At 52.4% G+C, this 18,208-nt stretch carries 17 protein-coding genes and 1 tRNA gene; 12 read left to right on the forward strand and 6 right to left on the reverse strand.

All coding sequences use genetic code 11. The features are described 5' to 3' along the window. Positions 1 to 39: 39 nt before the first annotated feature. From ACYP03_RS08190 to pepA, 3 genes are read right to left on the reverse strand one after another with little or no spacing between them, the layout of a single operon-like run. The gene (locus tag ACYP03_RS08190; RefSeq protein WP_459779207.1) at positions 40 to 2,901 is read right to left on the reverse strand and encodes a valine--tRNA ligase; all 2,862 of its coding nucleotides are present in this window, start codon (positions 2,899 to 2,901) and stop codon (positions 40 to 42) included. 26 nt (positions 2,902 to 2,927) lie between these two features. Beyond that, positions 2,928 to 3,368 carry a DNA polymerase III subunit chi gene (locus ACYP03_RS08195; protein WP_248141458.1) on the reverse strand — a complete coding sequence of 147 codons (441 nt, stop codon included), beginning with the start codon at positions 3,366 to 3,368 and terminating at the stop codon, positions 2,928 to 2,930. A 49-nt stretch (positions 3,369 to 3,417) separates the two neighbouring features. Next, positions 3,418 to 4,926 (reverse strand): leucyl aminopeptidase, encoded by a 1,509-nt coding sequence (gene pepA, locus ACYP03_RS08200; protein WP_459779208.1) that lies wholly within the window; start codon positions 4,924 to 4,926, stop codon positions 3,418 to 3,420. A gap of 193 nt (positions 4,927 to 5,119) precedes the next feature. Here pepA and lptF point away from each other — a divergent pair, with 193 nt between their 5' ends. Together lptF and lptG are read left to right on the forward strand one after the other, a co-directional pair. Further along, a complete protein-coding gene (gene lptF / locus ACYP03_RS08205; RefSeq protein ID WP_248141456.1) occupies positions 5,120 to 6,220 on the forward strand; it encodes an LPS export ABC transporter permease LptF in 1,101 nt (366 codons plus the stop codon). Next, positions 6,220 to 7,290 carry an LPS export ABC transporter permease LptG gene (lptG, locus tag ACYP03_RS08210; RefSeq protein ID WP_459779209.1) on the forward strand — a complete coding sequence of 357 codons (1,071 nt, stop codon included), beginning with the start codon at positions 6,220 to 6,222 and terminating at the stop codon, positions 7,288 to 7,290. Before lptF ends, lptG begins: the two co-directional genes overlap by 1 nt. An 89-nt stretch (positions 7,291 to 7,379) precedes the next feature. Here lptG and ACYP03_RS08215 read toward each other — a convergent pair whose 3' ends face one another. Continuing rightward, positions 7,380 to 7,874, reverse strand: coding sequence for an RDD family protein (locus tag ACYP03_RS08215; protein ID WP_459779210.1), 495 nt, complete (start codon positions 7,872 to 7,874; stop codon positions 7,380 to 7,382). Between the two features lie 264 nt (positions 7,875 to 8,138). Between ACYP03_RS08215 and ACYP03_RS08220 the strand changes: the two genes are divergently transcribed. Beyond that, a tRNA-Leu gene (locus tag ACYP03_RS08220) sits at positions 8,139 to 8,225 on the forward strand. 410 nt (positions 8,226 to 8,635) lie between these two features. After that, positions 8,636 to 8,977: a hypothetical protein gene (locus ACYP03_RS08225; RefSeq protein WP_248141453.1), complete on the forward strand. Its 342-nt coding sequence runs from the start codon at positions 8,636 to 8,638 to the stop codon at positions 8,975 to 8,977. A 95-nt stretch (positions 8,978 to 9,072) separates the two neighbouring features. Here ACYP03_RS08225 and ACYP03_RS08230 read toward each other — a convergent pair whose 3' ends face one another. After that, on the reverse strand, positions 9,073 to 9,666 hold the full coding sequence (locus tag ACYP03_RS08230) for a TetR/AcrR family transcriptional regulator (RefSeq protein ID WP_459779211.1): 594 nt from the start codon (positions 9,664 to 9,666) through the stop codon (positions 9,073 to 9,075). A 179-nt stretch (positions 9,667 to 9,845) separates the two neighbouring features. Between ACYP03_RS08230 and ACYP03_RS08235 the strand changes: the two genes are divergently transcribed. The 5 genes from ACYP03_RS08235 to ACYP03_RS08255 all read left to right on the forward strand — a co-directional run bounded on the left by ACYP03_RS08235 (position 9,846) and on the right by ACYP03_RS08255 (position 14,397). Next, on the forward strand, positions 9,846 to 10,874 hold the full coding sequence (locus ACYP03_RS08235; RefSeq protein ID WP_459779212.1) for an MBL fold metallo-hydrolase: 1,029 nt from the start codon (positions 9,846 to 9,848) through the stop codon (positions 10,872 to 10,874). Positions 10,875 to 11,239: 365 nt separating this feature from the next. After that, positions 11,240 to 12,448 (forward strand): NupC/NupG family nucleoside CNT transporter, encoded by a 1,209-nt coding sequence (locus tag ACYP03_RS08240; protein ID WP_459779213.1) that lies wholly within the window; start codon positions 11,240 to 11,242, stop codon positions 12,446 to 12,448. Positions 12,449 to 12,584: 136 nt separating this feature from the next. Beyond that, complete coding sequence (locus ACYP03_RS08245) at positions 12,585 to 13,220, forward strand: MarC family protein (protein WP_248141449.1); 636 nt, start codon at positions 12,585 to 12,587, stop codon at positions 13,218 to 13,220. Between the two features lie 184 nt (positions 13,221 to 13,404). Next, the gene (locus ACYP03_RS08250; RefSeq protein ID WP_459779214.1) at positions 13,405 to 13,851 is read left to right on the forward strand and encodes an Hsp20/alpha crystallin family protein; all 447 of its coding nucleotides are present in this window, start codon (positions 13,405 to 13,407) and stop codon (positions 13,849 to 13,851) included. Between the two features lie 96 nt (positions 13,852 to 13,947). Next, on the forward strand, positions 13,948 to 14,397 hold the full coding sequence (locus ACYP03_RS08255; RefSeq protein ID WP_248141447.1) for a cytochrome C: 450 nt from the start codon (positions 13,948 to 13,950) through the stop codon (positions 14,395 to 14,397). 26 nt (positions 14,398 to 14,423) lie between these two features. Here ACYP03_RS08255 and ACYP03_RS08260 read toward each other — a convergent pair whose 3' ends face one another. Next, complete coding sequence (locus ACYP03_RS08260) at positions 14,424 to 15,647, reverse strand: hypothetical protein (protein ID WP_248141446.1); 1,224 nt, start codon at positions 15,645 to 15,647, stop codon at positions 14,424 to 14,426. A gap of 264 nt (positions 15,648 to 15,911) precedes the next feature. Between ACYP03_RS08260 and ACYP03_RS08265 the strand changes: the two genes are divergently transcribed. From ACYP03_RS08265 to ACYP03_RS08275, 3 genes are all read left to right on the forward strand, one after another. Further along, entirely contained in the window at positions 15,912 to 16,796 is an 885-nt protein-coding gene (locus ACYP03_RS08265; RefSeq protein WP_248141721.1) for a mechanosensitive ion channel family protein, read from the forward strand. A 375-nt stretch (positions 16,797 to 17,171) separates the two neighbouring features. Further along, on the forward strand, positions 17,172 to 17,747 hold the full coding sequence (locus ACYP03_RS08270; RefSeq protein WP_459779215.1) for a GNAT family N-acetyltransferase: 576 nt from the start codon (positions 17,172 to 17,174) through the stop codon (positions 17,745 to 17,747). A 5-nt stretch (positions 17,748 to 17,752) separates the two neighbouring features. Next, a complete protein-coding gene (locus ACYP03_RS08275; RefSeq protein WP_248141720.1) occupies positions 17,753 to 18,160 on the forward strand; it encodes a GFA family protein in 408 nt (135 codons plus the stop codon). Positions 18,161 to 18,208: the final 48 nt, after the last annotated feature.

An 18,208-nucleotide genomic window follows, 5' to 3' on the forward strand; every position in this document is an offset into this window, starting at 1 on the left:
TCGGCCTCTTCTTCTTGTATTGATTTCAGCTGAAATTGCTTACAGCGCCGCGATGGTCGCTTTCTGCTCTTCCAGCTTGATCAGGGTTTCTTTGTAACCATCCAGCTTCTCACGCTCTTTGGCTACGACGGCTTCCGGGGCTTTCGCCACAAAACCTTCGTTACCCAGTTTGCCTTCGATGCGTTTGATCTCGCCCTGAGTCTTCGCCATTTCTTTATCCAGACGCGCCAGCTCGGCGTCTTTGTCGATCAGGCCAGCCATTGGGATCATCAGCGTCGACTTGCTCACCAGTGCGGTGGCACAGGCTGGTGTTTCTTCACCGGCTGCCAGCACACGCAGGCTGTCCAGTTTCGCCAGTGCGACCAGCACGGCCTGATTTTCCTGCAGTCGGGCCGCGTCTTTGTCATCTGCGGCTTTCAGCATGACATCCAGACCTTTGCTTGGTGCGATGTCGTATTCGGCGCGCAGGTTACGAATGCTGGTGATGAAAGTTTTCACCCACTCGATGTCTGCCAGTGCGTCCGCATTGAAGTTTGCTTCATCATACTGCGGCAGCGCCTGCGTCATGATGGTATCGCCTTCCACACCGTCAACCAGTGGCTTCACGCTCTGCCAGATGGTTTCCGTGATGTACGGGATTACTGGGTGGGCCAGACGCAGGGTCTTCTCCAGCACCGTGATCAGGGTACGGCGGGTTGCACGTTGCTGCGCTTCGGTACCTTTCCACAGAACCGGCTTGGTCAGCTCCAGATACCAGTCACAGAACTGGTTCCAGATGAACTCATAGATGGTATTGGCAGCCATATCCAGACGGAAGTTTTCAATGTGCGCATTGAATTCTTTCGCGGCCAGCTCGAACTGAGATTCGATCCACTTGTCCGCCAGGGAGTATTCCAGCTCGGCACCTTCAGCAAAACCGCAATCCTGATCTTCGGTGTTCATCAGCACGTAGCGGCTGGCGTTCCACAGCTTGTTACAGAAGTTACGGTAACCTTCCAGACGCTTCATGTCCCAGTTAATGTCACGGCCGGTTGAAGCCATGGCTGCCAGCGTGAAGCGCAGGGCGTCGGTACCATAGGGTTCAATACCGTTTTCGAAGGTCTTGCGGGTGTTTTTCTCGATCTTCGCGGCCAGTTGCGGCTGCATCATGTTCCCGGTCCGTTTCTGAACCAGAGACTCCAGATCGATACCGTCGATCATGTCGATTGGATCCAGCACGTTCCCTTTCGATTTCGACATCTTGTCGCCGTTTTCGTCACGGATTAGACCGGTCACGTATACGGTTTTGAATGGTACCTGTGCTTTGCCGTTTTCATCTTTACAGAAGTGCATGGTCATCATGATCATGCGGGCAACCCAGAAGAAGATAATATCGAAGCCAGTCACCAGCACATCTGACGGGTGGAAGACTTTCAGATCATCGGTTTGCTCAGGCCAGCCCTGAGTTCCGAATGTCCACAGGGCAGACGAGAACCAGGTATCCAGCACGTCGTTGTCCTGTTTCAGGACGATGACTGGCGCCAGACCATATTTTTCACGGATTTCTTCTTCCGTACGGCCAACATAGACTTTGCCGTCGTTGTCGTACCAGGCCGGAATGCGGTGACCCCACCACAGCTGACGGGAAATACACCAGTCCTGTACATCACGCATCCAGGAGAAGTACATGTTCTCGTATTGCTTTGGCACGAACTTGATGTCGCCGTCTTCAACCGCTTTCACTGCAGGCTCAGCCAGCGGTGCAGTGCGTACGTACCACTGGTCGGTCAGCATCGGCTCGATGACCACACCGCCACGGTCGCCGTAAGGCACAGTCAGGTCGTGATCTTTAATTTCGTCCAGCAGGCCCAGTTTGTCGAATTCAGCCACAATGGCTTTACGCGCTTCAAAACGCTCCATACCCTGGTAAGCGGCAGGAATATCGGTGCTGTAAACGTCGGTTGGTTCGCCATTGCTGTTGAACACCTCGGCTTCGTTGCGGATGTTGGCATCGAAGGTCAGGATGTTGATCATCGGCAGGCTGTGACGTTTGCCCACTTCATAGTCGTTGAAGTCGTGCGCCGGGGTGATCTTCACACAGCCGGTGCCTTTTTCCATGTCCGCGTGCTCGTCGCCCACGATTGGAATGCGGCGGTTCACGATTGGCAGCAGGATGTGCTGGCCAATCAGATCTTTATAGCGTGGATCTTCAGGGTTCACAGCCACACCGGTATCGCCCAGCATGGTTTCCGGACGGGTGGTCGCAACCACGATGTAGTCTTTGCCGTCTGCGGTAGTCGCACCGTCAGCCAGCGGATAACGGAAGTGCCACATGTGGCCCTTCTTGTCTTTGTTCTCAACTTCCAGATCAGAGATTGCGGTGTGCAGTTTCGGATCCCAGTTCACCAGACGTTTGCCGCGGTAGATCAGATCGTCTTCATACAGACGGACGAAGACTTCACGCACGGCATTGGACAGACCTTCGTCCATGGTGAAACGCTCACGATCCCAGTCGACAGAGGCGCCCAGACGACGCAGCTGCTTGGTGATGGTGCCGCCGGATTCGCCTTTCCATTCCCAGATCTTATCGATGAAGGCTTCACGACCGTAATCGTGTTTGGTTTTGCCTTCTTCTGCTGCGATCTTGCGCTCCACAACCATTTGAGTGGCGATACCAGCATGGTCAGTACCGACCTGCCACAGGGTGTTTTTGCCTTTCATACGCTCACAGCGGATCAGGGTATCCATGATGGAATCCTGGAACGCGTGGCCCATGTGCAGGCTGCCCGTGACGTTAGGCGGTGGGATCATGATGCTGTAGGCATCTTTAGTCGTGTCACCGTGAGGCTTGAAGTAACCGGCCTCTTCCCAGCGCTGATACAGCGCCTGTTCAATCGATTGTGGGTTATATGTCTTTTCCATAGCGCTCTTGATGGATCTGTGTGGAATTAGGGCGACTCAGGCGCAGCAGATGTCTGCATTTGAATGCCAGCCATGCGGTACACTTTATAGCGTTCGCGGGCCTGCTGCTTGAGTTTTTCATCGCAAGGGACGAAGTCTACCACTTGTGCAAAGGTCACGGCAAAATTTGGTGCATCCTGACCAAGATTGATCAGGACTGCACGCCGGCCACTGTGTCGCATGCCGGGCCAGCCGATCTCGACCGGTGACCCCTGACGCGGGCCTTCCCCAATCAGGTTATGGGGCACAAAGTTGTCCGGGTCCTGCTGCCAGAGGTATTCATCCAGCCATTCCGCCTGCTGGCGGCTTTCAGCCAGCAAGTAAATGGACTGTCCCTGCTGATAGCGCCATGCTGCCTGCTGACAGGCCAGTTTCAGCCTTGCCTCGGGGGCGGCGTCATCAATGATATAAAAGGTAGCATGGCTCATAAACGTCTATCCGAAAAAAGGGGCCTGCTGGCCCCTCTGTCGATGATGATTAATCGAGGTTTTCCAGCCCTGCCCGGTTGAGCAGGAACTGGACCAGCAGTGGCACCGGACGACCGGTCGCCCCTTTGTCTTTTCCGCCTGTCCATGCTGTCCCTGCGATATCCAGGTGGGCCCAGTTGTATTTCTTGGTGAAACGGGACAGGAAGCAACCTGCGGTAATGGTGCCTGCACCCGGGCTGCCCAGGTTGGCAATATCTGCAAACGGGCTGGCCAGCTGCTCCTGGTACTCGTCGGTCATCGGCAGACGCCACGCACGGTCACCAGCTTGCTCAGAAGCGTTTACCAACTCATGTGCCAGCGGGTTGTGGTTGGCAAGCAGACCACTGATGTGATTGCCCAGTGCAACGACACAGGCACCGGTCAGAGTCGCGACATCGACTACACACTCCGGCTCGAAACGCTCGACATAAGTCAGCGCATCACACAGCACCAGACGACCTTCGGCATCGGTGTTCAGCACTTCAACCGTCTGGCCGGACATGGTGGTCAGGATATCACCCGGACGGTAGGCACCACCGCCCGGCATGTTTTCACAGCCGGCCAGGATACCGATCACGTTAATTGGCAGGTTCAGTTTAGCCAGGGAACGCATCGCACCGAAGACGGAGGCTGCACCACACATGTCGTATTTCATTTCGTCCATGTTGGCGGACGGTTTGATTGAGATACCGCCTGAATCGAAAGTCAGTCCTTTACCGACCAGCACAATTGGCTTGGCGCTCGGATCCGGGTGACCCTTATATTCGATCACGGACATCATAGCTTCATTCTTCGAGCCCTGACCCACGGCCAGATAGGACGTCATGCCCAGCTCTTTCATTTCCTGCTCACCGATGATCTTGGTGCTGACCGTTTCGAAATCATCGGCCAGACGGCGGGCCTGAGAGGCCAGGTAAGCTGGGTTGGCCACGTTTGGCGGCATGTTGCCCAGATCTTTCGCCGCGCGAACACCGGAAGCAACGGCCAGACCATGGTTGATGGCACGTTCACCCAGCGACAGTTCACGGCGTGTCGGGACATTAAAGACCAGTTTACGCAGCGGACGGCGGGTTTCAGGCTTGGTGCTCTTGAACTGATTGAAGGTGTACAGGCTGTCTTTGGTGGTCTCAACGGCCTGGCGGACTTTCCAGTAGGTATCGCGGCCTTTGACGTGCAGTTCCGTCAGGAAGCAGACCGCTTCCATCGACCCGGTTTCATTCAGGGTACTGATGGTTTTCTTGATGATTTGCTTATACTGGCGTTCATCCAGCTCACGTTCTTTACCGCAGCCGACCAGCAGGACACGTTCGGACAACACATTCGGGACGTGGTGCAGCAACAGCATCTGGCCTGGCTTGCCTTCCAGGTCGCCGCGTCGCAGCAGAGAACTGATGTAGCCCTCACTGATCTTATCCAGTTGTTCAGCAATCGGAGAGAGGCGGCGTGGTTCGAAAACGCCAACGACGATACAGGCGCTGCGCTGTTTCTCGGGGCTACCACTTTTAACACTGAACTCCATGCGTACTCCTACATCCTATAAAGACAATTAAGGCTAAATGTTAGATAATGCCGCACTTAGTTGTTGGCTCATGAATTCAGGTTCAGATCAAAGTGCAGGCAGACAGTTAGCCGAAAGATAAAAAAATAACTGATTTACCGGAAAATTATAGTGATTCCAGCAAAAAAACAAGTTTTCTATGGGTATATAACGCGTGATTATTGTTCGTTATTTGACACGTGAGACAATAAAGAGCCAGGTTTCGGTCCTTTTTGTACTGTTTCTTATCTTTATTAGTCAGAAGTTTATTCGCATCCTGGCCGATGCGACAGAAGGATCCATTCCCGGCGACCTGGTGCTGACCCTGATGGGCTTATACATGCCCTCAATGGCGATGTTGATGCTGCCATTGAGCCTGTATATCGGGATCTTGCTCACATTTGGGCGATTATATGCGGAAAGTGAAATAACTGTGATGAATGCCACAGGGATCGGAAATACTTTTCTGATCCGGGCCGCCTTGTGGCTGGCAATCATCACGGGGTCGATCGCCGCGTTTAATGCCCTGTGGCTGGCGCCCTGGAGTGCCGAAAAAGAAACCCAGGTGATGGAGCAGGTTGAAGCTGATTCCGGTCTGGATCTGCTGGTTAAAGGACAGTTCCAGGGCGCACCGGATGGTCGTGGCGTTGTCTTCGTCGATGACATCACCGAAAAGGGCGGTAAGCTTCACCGGGTGTTTGTGGCGCAGCCGACTGCCAGCGATACACTCCGTCCGAGTGTGATGTTTGCCAACAGCGGCACGGTGAGTGAGCTGAAAGACGGTCGTCAGGTGCTGGATTTGCAGGACGGCGTCCGTTATGAAGGGCTGCCGACTCGTCTGGATTACAGCATTACTTCATTTGATAACTATCAGGCCGTGATTGGTCAGCGGGCCGTCAAAGAAAAGAATCGCGACTGGGATGCCTTGCCAACGCTGGAGCTGATGCAGCGTCCAGAGCTGGCGGCACAGGCAGAATTCCAGTGGCGGATGTCGCTGGTGCTCTGTATTCCGCTGCTGACGATGGTCGTCGTGCCGCTGTCAGCCGTGAACCCGCGTCAGGGACGTTTTGCCAAGCTGGTGCCGGCAGTGCTGATTTACCTGTGTTATTTCCTGGCGATCAGTGCGGCCAAATCGGCTGTTGAAGATGGCGGGCTGCCGGTTGGGATTGGTTTGTGGAGTATCAATATTGCGATGCTGCTGGTCGCCGTCGCACTGAACAGCTGGGATTCCTTAGCAATGCGACAATTCAGAGAAAAATTCCGGAGACGCGGCTGATGTTTAAGATACTCGACTGGTACATTGGCCGGACCATTATTGCCACTTCCGCGCTGACCTTGTCGACGCTGGTGGGGTTGTCAGCCATCATCAAATACGTTGAGCAGCTGCGTAAAGTCGGCGACGGTAATTACGATCTGTGGAAAGCCCTGATCTTCGTGCTGCTGAGTATCCCGCGAGATATTGAGATGTTTTTTCCGATGGCAGTACTGCTCGGCGCGCTGATTGGTCTGGGAACACTGGCATCCAGTTCGGAGCTGGTGGTCATGCAGGCAGCGGGTTTTTCCAAGCTGGATATCGGTATGTCGGTTCTGAAAACGGCTGTACCGCTGATGCTGCTGGTGATGATCCTGGGGCAGTGGGGTGCACCGGAAGCTCAGAAAGCTGCGCGTGAGCTACGGGCTGTCTGGACCTCCGGCGGGAATGTGTTCTCAGTACAGCGCGGGGTTTGGGCCAAGGATGATAATGACTTTATCTACATTGGCCGGATCCATGAAAAAAGCAATCTGAACGCTGTCAACATCTGGGAATTTGATGAAAAAGATGTGCTGAAAGAGAACCTGTTTGCCCGTTCGGCCTCTTTTGTTGAAGGGAAAGGCTGGGAACTGAAAGATGTGACGGTCACACATATCGGGGAAGCGAAGCAGGAAAATACCAAGTATGACACCCAGCTATGGCAGACCAGTCTGACGCCGGACAAGCTGGCTGTGGTGACGGTGAAGCCCGAAGAACTGGCACTTTCCGGTGTGTATGAGTATGTACAGTATCTGAAAGATACCAAGCAGGATGCATCCCGGTATGAACTGGCTTTCTGGCGCAAAGCCCTGCAGCCGTTTTCCATTGCCGTGATGATGCTGCTGGCTTTGTCCTTCGTATTTGGTCCGTTGCGCTCGGTCACCATGGGGGCACGGGTGTTGTCCGGAGTGATTTTCGGCTTTGCTTTCTACATTTCGAATGAGGTCTTCGGGCCACTCAGTATGGTGTATAGTTTACACCCGGTGATCGGTGCTTTGGGACCGAGTCTGGTGTTCCTCTTCATCACGCTGTATCTGCTGAAGCGGAAGCTGTAGCACTGAGAGTCCGTTTGATAATGAAATGAAAAAGGCGCCTCGAGATGGCGCCTTTTTTCATTGTTATTCTTTATTGCCGGGCGGCAAAATCAGTTCGGTTTCGGCAGCAGAATCATCTCGCACTCTGCCATCAGATCCTGCAGCGACTGCTTCGTGTGACTGAAAGGCACCAGCAGGTTACCGAGACCAAATGCTGAGGTTGCCATCCGGATCAGAGCCTGCGTAAAACGGATATTCGAACCGTCAGCGTTCTGAATTCTGAGCTTCCAGGCACGCATTCCCAGAGTTTGTCCGGCCTTGCACCAGAAATAGCCAAAGAATGCGACAACCGACAACCCCAGGTAAATCGAATACAGTGGCGCTGCAATCGGGTGCTTGGTGAGGTAATCACTGGCATCGAGATAGGGATCCAGAGTCAGCAAACCGGTGTTGAGTAAGATTGCTACGACGGCCATTGCCAGACCGCCAGCGATCATCAGTACGGCTGCGACGACCAGAGTGTCGTAGATCCAGGCGCCAATACGACGAAACAGCCCCGGATACTGTTTTGTCTGAGTCATATTCTTGCTTACTTTCGTTGTCATGGTTCCACCAAAAAATCAAAAGGGACCGGCAATGCTGCCAATCCAAAAATCCGGCGCTCAGTGTATACCCAAGTTACCTGAAGATACCAGATTCAACACCGGGCCTGGCTCACAGTCGCAGCAGCGGCAGACGGGTAAAGCGTGACTGTAAACGGGCAGATTGGTTGAAGTACTGACGCTGTGCTGAAAAAACCAGCAAACGATAGGGTTCCCCTGATAAAGTTGCTTGCGCATCAACACGGTATACGTATAATGACCGCCATTGCCCGGGTGGCGAAATTGGTAGACGCAGCGGATTCAAAATCCGCCGGTGGCAACACTGTGCCGGTTCAAGTCCGGCCCCGGGCACCAATTTCAAACAACAAAGCCTCGACGAAAGTCGGGGCTTTGTTGTTTCTGCTTGCTACAAAATGGATGCCTGCTTTCTCTTGTCATCAACTTCTGAAAGCGGGAAACCTGGCGATTTTCTTTTCAACTCTTCATTTATTCAATTGATTGACCCTGCTTTCAGGGCAGAGTGTGCGTTTTTATCGAAAGTCATAGCTGCTTGTTTATGGAAGCTGCTTTCTTCAAAGCCAGATGTTTCATCTATTTCAATTATCCGGTTTCGCTCAGTTATGAAGTCAGATGAGACGTGCATTCTTGCAGCTTAGTCAGCGCATGATGAGATGTTCAGTGGCGTGAGATAATACGAATTGAATCAGCCTAATATACCCCTTAATATACGCATCAGGTCTCTTAATAAAGTGGGTTGGCAAATCATGAAACATATTTTAACCGCTGCACTGATGGTTATCGGCGTTTCGGCGCAGGCAGCTGAGACAATAGACTGTGGCAAGGTCGATCTGAAAACTGTTTATGTGCAGGCTGATCGAGGTGATGGGTCTTTTCACGCCAATAAAATGCTTATTCTGATGGGGGCGGGTAAAGAAACCGCTTGCAGTGATTTCACTTTTGCTTATCTGGAAAATAATGATGATGCTTACGATAGTACGTTATCGATGGCGATCTCGGCTTATATGGCAGGCAAAAAACTCAGAGTTGTTGTTGAAGATGCACCAGCACAAGCTGATGCGAAAAGAATTGCTTGGGTAAATTTCTGATTCAGAAATTGAAAAGCAAGTATTCACTTGGTGAATAACCTGCTGTTGGAACATAGGGATTAAAGCACTCGCTCATTTCATGACAAGCGAGTGCTTTATTTTCTGTACCTGGCTACAAACATTTTCACGGTTTCTTCAATCACCTTCTCTTCACTGGCGTTCTCAAGCTCACTGAATCCATAGAGTTTGGGATAAAACGTGAAGGATTTGAGCTGATAGATAAACTGGCGGGCGGCAAAATCGCAGTCGTCTACCGTCAGTACGCCAGTGGCGTGGGCATCCTGTAAAAAACGCACCAGTGTTTTCATACAGCCGATGTCTGTGTTGTCGAGCGATCGCATGAGTTCCGGCTGTTGCAGCATTTGCATAAAGGCGATTTTGCCGATGCGCAGCAATTGCGGGGAAGTCAGCAACGTCACCTCCTGCCGGGCGATATTCGTCAGCTGTTCCGAAATCTCGCGCTCGGTATCAAAAGGCTGTTCTGTCCCCTGATCTAACTGAGCGAACATCCGGGTCATGATGGCCTGAAACAGTACCTGCTTGGTCTCGAAGTGGTTGTAGACGGTGCGTTTTGAAACACCAGCTTCAGCGGCAACCTGATCCATGCTGGTCTGTTCCACCCCATACTGGTGAAACAGCTTTTCCGCGGCATTCAGAATCGCCAGCTTTTTCTTTTCTGATAACTTCATGTCAGCCCTCGCACATCTTTCCGGCATTGTAACCAAGATCAAAAAAACTTGCACCGACTAGTTTACTTTTAGAGGTTGCGATATAAACTACACCGTATAGTTTACTTTGGTGTATGCAGATGCGTGGTCTGATATGGACGCTCGCTGGTGTGGCAGTTTTAGGAGCAGGTGTGCTGATGATGAATCACAATTTATCCGCTGAGATGACAGAAGTGGCAGAAACATCCGAGCATTTTTACGACGGTGTTTTTCATAACGCCCGGCAAAAGCAGCAGCCTGGTCTGAAAAAGACGCTCGGGATTCTGGGGCGCTATCTGACGGAAAAACGCGTCGATATTGCGCCGTCCGGTGTACTGCCAGTCATGCCGCTGAGCCGTGAACAGCTTGACGCGCTGAGTGAGGATGAAGTCCATGTGGTCAAACTGGGGCACTCTTCAGTGCTGCTGAAAGTGCAGGGAAAATACTGGCTGCTGGATCCGGTTTTTTCTGAGCGCGCTTCTCCGTTCAGTTTTCTGGGACCCAAGCGATTTCATCCGGCCCCGATCAGCATAGACGCATTGCCGCCTATCGAGCGGGTACTGATCTCACACAATCATTATGACCATCTGGATAAAGCAGCGGTGAAGCAGCTGGCCGCGAAAACGACGGAGTTTCTGGTACCACTGGGTGTTGATGGTTCCCTGTTGCAATGGGGGGTGGCAGAAGAAAAGATCCGCACCTTTGACTGGTGGCAGGAGCATCAGAGTGGCGATACGATGATAGCGTTCACGCCGACCCAACATTTTTCCGGACGTAGTCTCACCGATGGCAATCAGACGCTCTGGGGATCCTGGGTGATCCACACGCCGGATACCCGTCTTTATTTCAGTGGTGACTCGGGTTATTTCGATGGTTTTCAGGCGATTGGAAAAAAATACGGTCCGTTTGATCTCACCATGATAGAAACCGGGGCATACGATAAAGACTGGGCCAGCGTGCATATGACGCCGGAAGAGTCGGCTCAGGCTCATCTGGATGTGCAGGGTAAGGTCATGATGCCGGTTCACAACGGAACCTTCGATCTGGCGTTTCATGCCTGGTATGAGCCGCTGGAGCGGGTATCTGAAGCTGCCCGGATTCGGGGGATTGCGCTGTCTACACCCGTATTCGGCCAGCCGGTGACGGCGAAGCAGATCCCGGAGACGTCGGCCTGGTGGCGGGAAAGGTAACCGGCAGGCTGATTTTCGACTTTTTACGGACCCCGGCACTGGCCGGGGTTCTGTATTTCAGGGACTGGAAAATTTGTACTTCAGAGAAGCAAACGTTTTCTTCATCCATTCAGAGAATCAGTGCTGGAAATACGAGCTACATCACATTATGATGCGCCCCCGGCTTGCGTGTTGAATCTGATACAGATTCGGCAATGCAGTTGCCAGCTATCAACAGCTATCTGTCTGCCAAAGGATGTCGGACCGGGCTTTGATGTGCTTCCTGGTGACTGAGGGCAGCAACGCATGACGGATATTCTCGCCTTCGGCAGCTTTGCGTGCGCCAAGTCACCGGCCATCGGACTTCGACATTGCAAGGTAGGTTTATGCAGTTCCTCTATAGTGCGGCAGGTATCGTCGCAATCTTTTTGTGCGCTTATGCACTCTCCACCAATCGTCAGGCTATTCGCTGGCGCACCGTTCTGGGCGCATTTGGTCTGCAGCTGGGGCTGGCCGCTCTGGTGCTTTATGTTCCCTGGGGACAATATCTGCTGGGCAAAATGAGCAACGGCGTTGCATCTGTGATCGGTTTTGCTGATCAGGGGATCAGCTTTGTTTTTGGTCCGCTGGCCGAGAACGGGTTCGTGTTTGCTGTCAAAGTTTTACCTTTAATCATTTTTATCAGCGCACTGATCTCCCTGTTGTATTACCTGGGTATTATGAGTCTGGTGATTAAAGTGATTGGTGGCGGGCTGGAACGCCTGCTGGGGACGACCCGCGCGGAATCCCTGGTCGCGACCAGTAATATCTTTTTGTCTCAGGGCGAATCGCCGCTGGTGGTGCGTCCGTTTCTGGCATCTATGACCCGCTCTGAACTCTTTGCGGTCATGGTGGGTGGCATGGCCTCAGTTGCAGGCAGCGTGCTGGGTGGTTATGCCGCGATGGGCGTCGACCTGAAATACCTGATCGCAGCAAGCTTTATGGCGGCACCGGGTGGTCTGCTGATGGCGAAAATCATGGTGCCGGAAACCCAGCAGCCGGTTGATCAGAGCAATATTGATCTGTCCGACAGCGGGCAAAGTAACGCGATTGATGCACTCGCTTCCGGTGCGATGAACGGGATGAAAGTTGCGGTCGCCGTCGGCACCATGCTGATCGCCTTCGTGAGCGTGATTGCCATGCTCAACACTGGCCTGGAATGGCTGGGCGGTCTGTTTCATATCGACGGGCTGACCCTACAAAGTATTTTTGGCTACCTGTTTGCGCCGCTGGCTTTTGTGGCCGGTGTACCGGGTGATGAAGTGATGGCTGTCGGCAGTCTGCTGGGACAGAAAATCGCCATGAATGAATTTGTTGCGTTTCTGGATTATGCCAGCATCAAAGAGTCACTGTCGGCGCACAGTCAGATCATTGTAACTTTTGCGCTGTGTGGTTTTGCCAACATCGGCTCGATTGCGATTCAGCTGGGGTCCATTGGTGCTATGGTGCCGGAACGCCGTAAGGATGTCGCGACACTGGGTGTACGGGCTGTGGTGGCTGCCACCTTTGCCAACCTGATGAGTGCTGCGCTTGCGGGTCTGTTTATTTCCCTCTGATTTTCAATTCTGGCGGACCTCGTTCTGAGGCTCCGCCTGTCTCTGCGCTATCTTCTTCTATTGACTCCGGTTTATCCCCAAATCATCTTTCCTCCGACTAGACTGAATCACATCCATGTTTTTTCAGGACAGCAACATGATTGATTTGGTGACTCTGGGGGTGACGGTCTTTATGGGCTTTTTTGCCATCATGAACCCGATTGCGAACACGGCGGTTTTTACCGGGCTGACGGCACATCAGTCTGCGCAGGAAAAACGGCAAACCGCAATCAAAGCCCTGACGGCGGCATTTTTCATTGTGGCGGCCTTTAGTTTGCTTGGGAAAGGGATCTTCCAGCTCTTTGGCATTACGCTGCCGGCACTGCGACTGGCCGGGGGACTGCTGGTGTTTGTGGTGGGCTACCACATGCTGCAGGGCAGCAGTTCATCCATGCACACGCAAAGCCCGAGCAAGGAGGTGGAGGATATTTCGATCTCCCCGCTGGCCATCCCAATCCTGGCCGGACCGGGGACTATTGCCACGGCCATGAACTACTCGGCAGCGAAAAGTCTGCTGCATATCCTGATCACGATTTCTGCCTTTGCAGTGCTTTGTCTGGTCACGCTGATCTGTTTTTTATATGCCCAAAAGCTGGTCAATTTCCTGGGGAAAGACGGCGTGAATGTGATCACCCGGATCATGGGATTGCTGTTGACCGTGATTGCCATGCAGATGCTTATTCAGGGCGTACACGATGCCCTGCACTTGTTCACACCACCGATAAACGGGTGAGTCAGGAGCAAACTCATTCCGGAGGATCAGGCCGGTAATTGTCCCAGCCGATTGGCCGTTGATCACTTTTTTTAACCAGAGCTTGATTTGAGTCAAACTCTGGCGACGCTGATTTTCAGTGGCTTACTATACTCAAAACGGATCAACCAAGGGTTGTTGTCAGTATGCGTTAAGGAGAGAGAGCATGAGCACTGAAATGAAAAAAGGTGGTTTTCCTTCTTTATTGGATAATGATTTTGACAGCCTGTTTCAGGGATTCTTCCGCCCTGTTCTGGGAGATGATTTTGCGAAACAGGCCAGCCGGTTGCCTGCCGTCGATATTCATGAAACCAAAGACAACTTTGAGCTGACTGCTGAATTACCCGGATTCAGTAAAGAAGAGATTCAGGTCTCATTCCATCAGGGAAAACTCACCATTGCAGCGGAACATCAGGAAGAGACAGAGCAGAAACAGGAAGGCGAAGAGGTGCTGAAAGAGCGTCGTTATGGCAGCTATGCGCGTACCTTCCAGTTCGGTACAAATGTATCGGAACACGATATCGAAGCGACGTATCAGGATGGGGTACTGCACCTGATTCTGCCGAAAACGGTCGCGAATGTGCCAGAAGTTCGCAAAATTGAAGTTCGCTAATACGCTGATTGTTCTAGTCTGTTCATTGGGTGCGGGTGGAAACCTGCACCCGTTTCAGTCTTGGGGCATCCGCCCTGAATTCGGAGGTGTGGAACAATGAAACCATACACGTTTGCTGTACTTATCAGTGCGTTATCCGGTCTGGCAGGATGCGATAATGCCAATCAGAGTTTTAGTTTGCCTGCCGGGGATGCAGCACAGGGCAAGGCTGTATTTTTGAAGTATCAATGCCTGACTTGTCATAACATGGCCGGTTTTGAAGATGAAGCGGCGAAGTTGACCCGTTCCCTGGAAACGCCGGTCGTACTGGGTGGGGAAGTCAGCATGATCAAAACGTATCCGGAACTGGTCACATCGGTCATCAACCCGTCTCACAAACTGGCAGAAGGCTATGATTACCGGGAGATTCAGGTCGACGGCAAATCGGTCATGCCCAGTTTTAACGATGTCATGACGGTTACTGAGCTGGTCAATCTGGTGTATTTCCTGGAGTCCCACTATCAGCTGGAACCTTATCCTCGGACCGATTATATCAGCCCGCACTAAGTTGTTCGTGAGGGTTCAGTTTCCGGTCAGACGCTTTCTGCCGGAACGGCAAATATCACCACCAAAGCCAGGATGAACGCCAATCCGGTAAAGGCTGTGCGCAACAGCCTGCGCCGGGTGGTGTGCCGGATCTGGCCTGCCAGTTGCCAGGCGGTCAGGCATTGGCTCAGGTAGTACAGAGCAAACGCTCTTGAAGCCAGCGCAATAATGGCAAACAGGTTGATACTCCAGATCAGAGCAATCGAAATCGAAATGGCAACGACATAACCTGCCTGTTCACCGCGGGGGCGGCGAAGTGCTTCCCGAAACAGTCCGCCGAATCCGGCCGTATCGGCAACGGCTGCGCTGAACTGGCTCATCACGGCTGCGATTGTCAGCAGAACCGGCAGGATCAGGCTGACATGCTGACTCATGGTGATAATCGCGGTTTCTGATGGCGGCCTGCCGCCGTCAGGTAGTAACGGATGGGAGAGCCAGACAAACACCACATAGATCGCGCCGGACAACCATTGGGCATGTTTCATGGTCTGAATCCGGTGTTCGGGGGAGTAGGCACTGCCCAGATAGCGTGACGTTTCAAAGCCTTGCACAACCAGCAGCATGCCTGCCAGTATCCGTAGCGTATGTATCGGCGCTTCAATGGCGCCGGACGGCAGGGTGAAAATGGCTGCGGGCTGTTGCCATTGATATCCCGCCAGCCCGATCAGCAGGCCTGCAATGATACTCAGCTTCACACTGACCGCGATTTCTTCGGCAAACTCCATTCCCCTCAGTCCGTGGATCAGTCCGGTCAGACCGATGCCCAGCAGGCAGAGGGTAGCCAGCCCGTCGGCCAGATAACCCTGGGTCTCCAATCCGAAGGCGTGCATGACAAATGAAGCTAACAGGCGAATATAAAAGGCAATTGAGATCAAATAAGCCAGTGACAGCGCCAGTTTGCTGGCGTGTTCCAGCCATTGAATCTGAAAAGATGTTTTCGGTTCAGCCGTGCTGAGAGACCGGATGTTGAAGCGAATCACCCAGCCAATGCCGTAGGCCAGCAGCACAATTCCCAGCATGGCTACAATGCTCCAGTCACCGACGGCATAGCTCAGTAACGGGGCGACAACCAGAAAGCCGCTGCCGATAATCGAGGCCAGAGGCGTGAGGGTGGCCCGCCACGTATCGCTGCCGCGCAAACCCGGCCGGAACAGCCAGAACAGGACGCCGGCCATGCTGATCAGGATGGTACTGTTCAGAAAGAAAGCCACGCACTATGCCTTGGTTGAAGGGTTGAAATTCAGTGCGGCTGTGAGCCGGATGTTGTGTTTGAGTATAGTGTTCCATGGTCCGGAATTTGAGCCGATACGGAGATTTAGGCGGCGATACCTCATCCCGGGATGGATCTGCTTTACATTTGCGCGGTGATTGGGGGAGACTGCCTGTTGATAATTCTATGGTCAAAGTAGTAACTGTCTCTGACAGCGTGCGGGCTGTGCTGAACAGGATGAGAACAAAGAATGTGGGATCCCTTTCTGGAAAAAACTGAACTGGTCGTGACCTATTTACTGACGCACAAACTTTTGCTGAGTGCCTGTATTGTTGTGATTGCTATTCTGATCCGTCGGGTGGCGATTACGCGGATTCGGGGGGAAGCCAGCTTTCTCAGCGAAGAACAGCGAAAATGGATTTCAAGGACCAAGAACGGCGCATTTACGCTGATTATGCTGACGCTGTTTCTGCTGTGGGAGTCGGAAATCAGTAAATTTGCGCTGTCACTGACAGCGATAGCGGTCGCGCTGGTGGTTGCTTCCAAAGAAATTATTCTCTGTATGACCGGCTCACTCCAGCGTGCAAGTTCGCGGTCATTCAGAATCGGAGACTGGATTGAGGTCGGCCCGGTATGCGGCGAGGTGATTGAGCATAACCTGATGGCGACTGTGATTCAGGAAATAGCCTTACAGCAAGGCCAGTATCACTACACAGGTAAAACGACCACATTGCCGAACAGTATGTTTTTTACCGTGGCAGTGAAAAACCTGAACTTCATGAAGCGTTATGTGTACCACGGCTTCACCATCACCGTGAAAGAAACCGTTAATCTGTATCCCATGGTGCCGGTCATGCTGGGGAAAATAAACCTGCATATTGCCGACTTTATTGATGTTGCCCAACGGTATAATCATATGGTTGAGCGGCATGCCGGCGTTGATCTGCCCGGCGCCGATCCGCACGTGTATATCACGACAACGCCGACCGGGGAGCAGCAGGTCCATTTCAAACTCTTCTGTCCTACGGTTCTTGCCGCTGAGCTGGAGGCGAAAATCCGGGAAGATTTCATGACACTTTACTGTGATCAATATTTGCCCCGCACCTTGCAGCCGCTGCCCCAGGCGGAGGAAGAACAGCTTATCGTCTAGCAAAAAAGCAGCGTCTTCGGACGCTGCTTTGCTTTTGCACAAACACAACATGTTCCGCTGTCTGTGTTTCCTTACAATCAAAGACAGCTTTCCCCCTGAAGTTTCTCTTGCGAAGACAACACGCGAGAACAACACGGTTTGGTGAGTGAAGCACCACTCAGATTAAGGCAATTCCGGTGCCAATTTCTATGACTGAGGAAACGGACTGATTTCAAAGCAAAATGACGGAGCGTGCAGTTTTCAGCAGGCCAGTTTTTGCGATCCGTTTCCGGTTCGCGTTTCAAAATGCAGCAACCGTGAAGAGTATTTGCATTTTGATAAAGTTCTCGGCATTGTGCTATCAGATGAATAGGCTTTTCAAGGAAGGATAGCGATATGTTTAGCCAGACCGTAGATCAGGATATTCAGCTGGCGTTGGTTCAGCCTTCTTTTGCCCCCCGCTATGTGGAACTCGTGAACGCGCATTTCGATTATCTGTCTCAATGGCTGGCATGGCCGCCGCATTGCAACACAGAATCGGATTTTCTGAACTTTATCCGTCGTTCACTTCAGGATTATGCCGAAGGCAAATCGATGGTCTGTGCCATTTTCTATCAGGGGATCCACGTCGGGAACTGTAGCTTTAACAGCATTAACCACAATCTGAAAACCGTTGATATCGGCTATTGGCTGGCTGCCGATTATCAGGGAAAAGGAATTATCACCCGGGTGTGCAGTCATCTGATTCGTATCGCTTTTGAGCAGCTGGAGATGGAAAAGGTCGTGATTGCTGCGGCGGTTGAGAATCTGGCCAGCCGGTCGGTTGCGGAACGGTTGGGAATGACACTGGAAGGCGTGATTTCCCGAAACGAAAATCTCAATGGCCGCATTCTGAGTCATGCAATTTATGCACTGCATCGGCAGCCTGTGAATACTGAATTCCAATCAAAACTTGTTCAGGAGAGAACATGAGTCAAATTACTTATCCAATCCGCGGTGCCTGCCAGTGTGGCGGCGTGACTTATCAGCTGCTGGCTCCGCCGAAAATGGTGGTGGCCTGCCACTGTAAGGAATGCCAGAAACTGTCGACCAGCGCGTTCAGCATCACGGCAATGGTCGATGCAAACGATCTGATCTTTGAAGGGGAAATGAAAGACTGGTCACGTCCGGCTGACAGCGGCAACATCAGTGCTGCCAAACTCTGTCCGACCTGCGGGAACCGGATTTATCACTATGACCCGAACCATCCGCAAGCCATTAAGCTGAAGCCGAGTAATCTGGAAGATACCCGGATCATTGAACCGACCATCCATGTCTGGACCAGTGAAAAACAGAGCTGGTATCAGATCCCGGAAGGGGTGAAACAGGTGGAAAGACAGCCTTAATCTGATGCGTTGATCCAAAAGCCATCCTGACCCGGATGGCTTTTTTGT

Source organism: Photobacterium sp. R1 (genome assembly GCF_054600795.1).

Excerpts from the sequence above, each read along its gene's own strand:
- ACYP03_RS08270 (WP_459779215.1), top strand. The coding sequence starts at position 17,172 with ATGTTTAGCCAGACCGTAGATCAGGATATTCAGCTGGCGTTGGTTCAG.
- ACYP03_RS08215 (WP_459779210.1), bottom strand. The coding sequence starts at position 7,874 with ATGACAACGAAAGTAAGCAAGAATATGACTCAGACAAAACAGTATCCG.
- ACYP03_RS08225 (WP_248141453.1), top strand. The coding sequence starts at position 8,636 with ATGAAACATATTTTAACCGCTGCACTGATGGTTATCGGCGTTTCGGCG.
- ACYP03_RS08245 (WP_248141449.1), top strand. The coding sequence starts at position 12,585 with ATGATTGATTTGGTGACTCTGGGGGTGACGGTCTTTATGGGCTTTTTT.
- ACYP03_RS08195 (WP_248141458.1), bottom strand. The coding sequence starts at position 3,368 with ATGAGCCATGCTACCTTTTATATCATTGATGACGCCGCCCCCGAGGCA.
- ACYP03_RS08255 (WP_248141447.1), top strand. The coding sequence starts at position 13,948 with ATGAAACCATACACGTTTGCTGTACTTATCAGTGCGTTATCCGGTCTG.
- pepA (WP_459779208.1), bottom strand. The coding sequence starts at position 4,926 with ATGGAGTTCAGTGTTAAAAGTGGTAGCCCCGAGAAACAGCGCAGCGCC.
- ACYP03_RS08230 (WP_459779211.1), bottom strand. The coding sequence starts at position 9,666 with ATGAAGTTATCAGAAAAGAAAAAGCTGGCGATTCTGAATGCCGCGGAA.
- ACYP03_RS08235 (WP_459779212.1), top strand. The coding sequence starts at position 9,846 with ATGAATCACAATTTATCCGCTGAGATGACAGAAGTGGCAGAAACATCC.
- ACYP03_RS08190 (WP_459779207.1), bottom strand. The coding sequence starts at position 2,901 with ATGGAAAAGACATATAACCCACAATCGATTGAACAGGCGCTGTATCAG.
- lptG (WP_459779209.1), top strand. The coding sequence starts at position 6,220 with ATGTTTAAGATACTCGACTGGTACATTGGCCGGACCATTATTGCCACT.
- ACYP03_RS08240 (WP_459779213.1), top strand. The coding sequence starts at position 11,240 with ATGCAGTTCCTCTATAGTGCGGCAGGTATCGTCGCAATCTTTTTGTGC.
- ACYP03_RS08250 (WP_459779214.1), top strand. The coding sequence starts at position 13,405 with ATGAGCACTGAAATGAAAAAAGGTGGTTTTCCTTCTTTATTGGATAAT.